This is a genomic window from Bacteroides sp., from assembly GCF_029057325.1.
GTDB lineage: Bacteria > Bacteroidota > Bacteroidia > Bacteroidales > Bacteroidaceae > Bacteroides.
Map to the genome: position 1 here is coordinate 1 of NZ_JAICZW010000170.1, position 4751 is coordinate 4751.

The following is a 4751-nucleotide window of genomic DNA, read 5'->3' on the forward strand; positions in this document are numbered from 1 at the left end:
AACGACTGATGAAATCCCTTGCTGAAGGCGACAATCACAAGGCATAAAATATAGTGATGATGATATCCTCCGACAACCTAGTCTCTTTCATAATCAACAAGTCCGCATTGACCAACGAAGCGCGCGCCAACCTCGGTCTGCTGGCCGAAATCATCAAGAGCGGCGACCCCGAAGCAGTCTATACCATCACCGGCTATGCCGATGCGGGTACGGGTAGCAGCAAGGGTAACGAACGCCTGAGCCAAGAGCGTGCACAGAACGTGTACAACTGTCTGGTGAAGGAGTTCGGAGTCAACGAGAAACAGCTCCGCATCGACTACAAGGGCGGCGTGGACAATATGTTCTACAACGACCCGCGCCTGAGCCGTGCGGTAATCACCCGTGGCGAGTAAGTTGACGAGTGAATAAGTTGACAAGGTTCTCCTTGTAGCCTCGTCAACTTGTTTACTGACATCCTATCAAAGATATGCAAAACTTAAAAACCTGACCTTAGTTTTCATAACTTTCATTTCCGACCGGTCGTCAAGCGTGTATAAACGCATGGAGGACCGGCCGGAATTTTTTATATCCCATCTTATGACTCTTCCAAAAAAACAACCGGAAAAATGCAAACGGACACGCGGCCCTAAACCGGAAATCGTAGAGAAGTACCGCCGGGCTGTCGAACTGTATGCCACAACCTCCATGCCTTGCATCGAGATTTGCCGCATGTGCGGAGTGACCGTGGCTGGTTTGCAAGGCCACATCAGTAGATACCACCGCCACCTGATGCTGGCACGCAACGGCGTGGCATGCGACCACGAGGCGTCCGCCGATATCAAACTGACTACATTCCGCTGGCAAAGGCCTGCTACTCGTGCCAAATACAAGGCTGCCATTGAGGCGTGCGGCAGCATGGACTACATTGAGATGAATGTATCGCAGATAGCTCGCGAGTTCAGGTTGGACGGTACGAATCTGGGGCGGCAGTTGCGCACGCACTACCCGGAGATTCTGGAGTTCCGCGAACGGATCCGGTTGCGCCTGGGAATCAATGACAACCTGCCTCGCGGTAGCCGTAGTTTCTGCAAAGAGCAATATGCCACCGCCGTGGAACTGTTGAGGGGGGACACTTACATTACGGTGCAGGAGGTTGCCAAATCCTGCGGTGTCTCTTATGCGGGACTGGAACAACATCTTCTGTTCTATCACAAGGAACTGGTAGGCAGGCGTATCCAAACACGCGAAAAAGCGGTCAAGCAACAATGCAAAGGCCGGATAACCGGACGAGGTACCGTTCATGCTCCTTCTCCCGCTATGGAAGAGAAGTATGCTCGTGCCCTTCATCTTTATCGTACGACTCCTATGTCCGCCGCCCGTATAGCTGCGGAGACAAAAGTGCCGAAGAAGGGATTTTACGAATACTTGCAGAAGTGGCACAAAGACTTGATTTGCGAGCGAAAAGGCATTCCCTACGAAGAGGGTACGCCCATAGATTGGTCGAAAACAAGAAAATACAATCCTGCCACAGCAGTCAAGTATGCCGCTGCCATCCGGAGGTTGAAGGAGAGTGGTTTGCCATCCGCTGCCATCGCTGCTGAGTTCGGATTGCATCCGGAAACTTTCAGAAGCTACTTGAAAGAGCATGAACCAGAGTTCCACGCCCAATTAGGGATGGTGAAAACAGAGGGTGGAAAGTGGATGGCTCATCGTAGTATGGAGAAATACAAGGAGGCTGTGCATCTCTACGACACGACATCGGAACCTTTGAACTCCATTGCTCGTCGTTGTGGCTTGGATGGTTGTGCCTTGCGCAACTTTCTGAAACGGCATTATCCGGAACTGTTGGAAAGGCGGAGGAAGAAGGATTATTCTTGATATCAGGTCATTCTCGTTAGAAAAAGTTTGGCTTTCCTCGCGGGAGTTGTCAGATACAAGTCTGTGGCAAATTAATATAGTGTTATAAATGATACTTAATGGCGACCATCAATCAAGTGGTCGCCATTTTTTTTATTTTATCGCAAAGTCGTGCGGTTTGCATCTGATGGGTAATGATGATAAGGGTTTTACCCTGAATGGTATGCGAAAGGCGTTCCAGCAATATCTGTTCGGTATCAGGATCCAGCGAGGAGGTTGGTTCGTCCAGCAGGACGATGTGCCCGGGGCGAAGTAATCCGCGAGCAATGGCAATGCGTTGCGCCTGCCCTTCGCTCAGTCCGCTTCCCAGCTCGCCGCAGGGAGTGTACAGGCCTTGCGGCAGTTTGCAGACAAAGTCGGCGGCGGCTGTATGCAGGGCTTTCCATATCTGCGCGTCGGTAGCTTCGGGATTGCCCAATAGCAGGTTATCGCGCAATGTGCCACTGACAAGCGTATTCCCCTGCGGGACATACACGAAATTTCCCCGCGTGAGGGGTGAAGCGAGAACGGCCTGCTCTTCATCATACAACGTGATGCTTCCCTCATCGGGTTGCAATATGGCCAGTATCAACCGCACCAAAGTACTCTTTCCGCTACCGGTTTCTCCAAGCACGGCGGTCAGGCTACCCGGCTCGAAATCGTGCGTGAAGTGTTCTATCACTTTCCGCTTGCCGTCGGAATAAGCAAAAGTAACATTTTCTAAACGGATGCCGATCTTACCTTTTAAAATGAGCGGTTCGCCCTGCTCTTCCAGCGGCATGGAGGTGAGTTCGTCTATCCTTTCTACGGAAGTCAGCGCACCGATAAATGCCGGAATCTGCCGGGCCAACTCCACAACAGGACGTTGCACCTGTGCCACCAGTTGCAGAAAGGCGGTCAGCGTGCCGAATGTTACCGTGCCGGCATCCAATCCGTATATTCCCCATGCGAAAGCGGTCACATATCCGAAGGCGAACCCTGCTTGCACCATGAAACTTGAAAAAATGGAAAACGAGTTGCGCCGCATCACCAGCCGTTTCAGTCCCGACTGGAGGGTGGACATCGTGTCCGCCACCATCGAGGTGTATTCTAAGGTGGAAATCAGCGTGCGGTGTTGCAGATTCTCCTGCAGATGGCTTTGCACCCGGCTGTCTGTAGCCCGTATCTCACGTGTCAGGTGCCGCATCCGTTTCATATAGAGTTTGCTGAACAGCAACGCCAACGGCATGATAAGCAGGATGACAATAGCCATCCGACGGTCGATGCAGAACAGGAACAATGCGGCACCTGCCAGTTGGAACAAGGTGATTCCTGCAGAAGGGATGGAACCCGCCAGCAGGTCCGTCACGGTACGGACATCCTCCTCTATACGGTTGAGCATATCACCGGAATGGAAGGTTTCGCGACCGTTCCAGCGGCTTTTCAGAATATGTTCAAGCAGATTCTGCCGTAACCTGTTGCGCAGGCTGATTTCTGTATGTGTATAAAGGCGGCTGACAAGTGAGGAAAGCAGCAGTTGCAGGACGATGCACCCTGTCATACTTGCCAGTCCTATGGCGATGTTTCCATCGGTCTGGCGGGTGGCAATGTCTATTAGGTGTTTGCACAGCCAAACGAATGTGAGTGAGATGCTGATACGGGTTGTTCCGGCAAGAATACTCGCCAAAATGGGAGCGCGGTACCCTTGTGAAATGTTCCATAGCCATCTTGTCCCCTCTCTTATACTCATTTTACCCATTATATCCATATCCGTTTGTATATGTATAGTAAATATCGGCGGATGGGGAGCAACCTGCCCCATATCTCCGCCTTATACCGTTCGGCTCTTGCATTGCAGTCCACATAACAGCCATTTCGGCTGATTTTTGTGACAACTCCCATTATATCGGAAAGTCGGCAACTTTCCGTTTCACGGAAGTTACCGTCTCCCATCAGAATGACCTCCGTTTCACAGATACGGACGATACGGTGCAGCACATACCGGCTGTCCGGTAAGTGTGCCAAGACGATCTGCCTGACTTGCAGTGGATTGATTCCGGAAGTCTGTTGAATAAGCACACTGTCGCGTCCTCCTACAATGAAGGGGAGCATGCTGTTTCCCGTTGCTTTTAGCATGACCGATTGTCCGTTACTCAACATTTTTTCTACCTCTTTGAACAGCACGGTGTTGGGGAGCAGAAATTTGTCGGTATGGGTGTGATGTGGCATATCGTCTGTCTTCATTTTCATACGTGCAAAAATAGTGAAAATAAACGGGAACAAACGGCTACAAACAAGCTTTTTATAAGGGAATGTGTTTGATTTCCTTGTCAAATTGCCAACGGACATGGAAGTGACAGAACCATGTCTGTTTCGGACGTTCTTCTGCTCCTCCCTGTGGTTATGATAGAAAAATGCACAAACATTTTTGGTATTTAGATAAATCTCCTCCTTTTTTGCCCGAAAGAACAAAAAAGAGTTTTGTAATCCTTATCGGAGGGCAGAATTATGGAATGCCGGATAAGAATATTTACCTCTTTCCGGCAAAGGATTTAATATGCCATATTTTTAAAAGGACTATGCATCACAGATTGTCCTTTTCTTATTAGCACTTTAAACATTCGAATATCTTACCAATTTGGTTTTCGTCATTACCTGTCTAGCCACGCTCCTACCTTCTCTTTAAAGAAAAAAGTATAGAGGAATGCTCCTATCCAGCTTGTAAGGACTACCAGCAGGATTGCCATAAGTTTTTTTTCTTTCGGTATTCTCAGGTAACCTATTTCCCAAGCGCCTCTTAAAGTCAGAACTATTCCAACGACCCAAATACCAAGAACATTCATACTTATATAAATTAAATGAGAAATGATAAATCGAGATATGAAGGTTTATATGAC

Annotated in this window: 5 protein-coding genes; 2 read left to right on the plus strand and 3 right to left on the minus strand. The window is 49.3% G+C overall.

The genetic code is table 11. The features are described from left to right. The first annotated feature begins 56 nt into the window (after positions 1–56). Positions 57–392 (plus strand): OmpA family protein, encoded by a 336-nt coding sequence (locus tag K2G43_RS11585; protein WP_300155365.1) that lies wholly within the window; start codon positions 57–59, stop codon positions 390–392. A gap of 184 nt (positions 393–576) precedes the next feature. After that, a complete protein-coding gene (locus K2G43_RS11590; protein ID WP_300155368.1) occupies positions 577–1857 on the plus strand; it encodes a hypothetical protein in 1281 nt (426 codons plus the stop codon). A 112-nt stretch (positions 1858–1969) separates the two neighbouring features. Here K2G43_RS11590 and K2G43_RS11595 read toward each other — a convergent pair whose 3' ends face one another. The 3 genes from K2G43_RS11595 to K2G43_RS11605 all read right to left on the minus strand — a co-directional run bounded on the left by K2G43_RS11595 (position 1970) and on the right by K2G43_RS11605 (position 4697). Beyond that, on the minus strand, positions 1970–3604 hold the full coding sequence (locus K2G43_RS11595; protein WP_300155371.1) for an ABC transporter ATP-binding protein: 1635 nt from the start codon (positions 3602–3604) through the stop codon (positions 1970–1972). Positions 3605–3612: 8 nt separating this feature from the next. Continuing rightward, complete coding sequence (locus K2G43_RS11600; RefSeq protein WP_300155374.1) at positions 3613–4098, minus strand: S24/S26 family peptidase; 486 nt, start codon at positions 4096–4098, stop codon at positions 3613–3615. A gap of 407 nt (positions 4099–4505) precedes the next feature. Beyond that, complete coding sequence (locus K2G43_RS11605) at positions 4506–4697, minus strand: hypothetical protein (RefSeq protein WP_300155377.1); 192 nt, start codon at positions 4695–4697, stop codon at positions 4506–4508. Between the last annotated feature and the right edge of the window lie 54 nt (positions 4698–4751).

What these genes read in the sequence shown, in the direction of transcription:
- K2G43_RS11590 (WP_300155368.1), top strand. Translation starts at nt 577, where the DNA reads ATGACTCTTCCAAAAAAACAACCGGAAAAATGCAAACGGACACGCGGC.
- K2G43_RS11600 (WP_300155374.1), bottom strand. Translation starts at nt 4,098, where the DNA reads ATGAAGACAGACGATATGCCACATCACACCCATACCGACAAATTTCTG.
- K2G43_RS11595 (WP_300155371.1), bottom strand. Translation starts at nt 3,604, where the DNA reads ATGAGTATAAGAGAGGGGACAAGATGGCTATGGAACATTTCACAAGGG.
- K2G43_RS11605 (WP_300155377.1), bottom strand. Translation starts at nt 4,697, where the DNA reads ATGAATGTTCTTGGTATTTGGGTCGTTGGAATAGTTCTGACTTTAAGA.
- K2G43_RS11585 (WP_300155365.1), top strand. Translation starts at nt 57, where the DNA reads ATGATGATATCCTCCGACAACCTAGTCTCTTTCATAATCAACAAGTCC.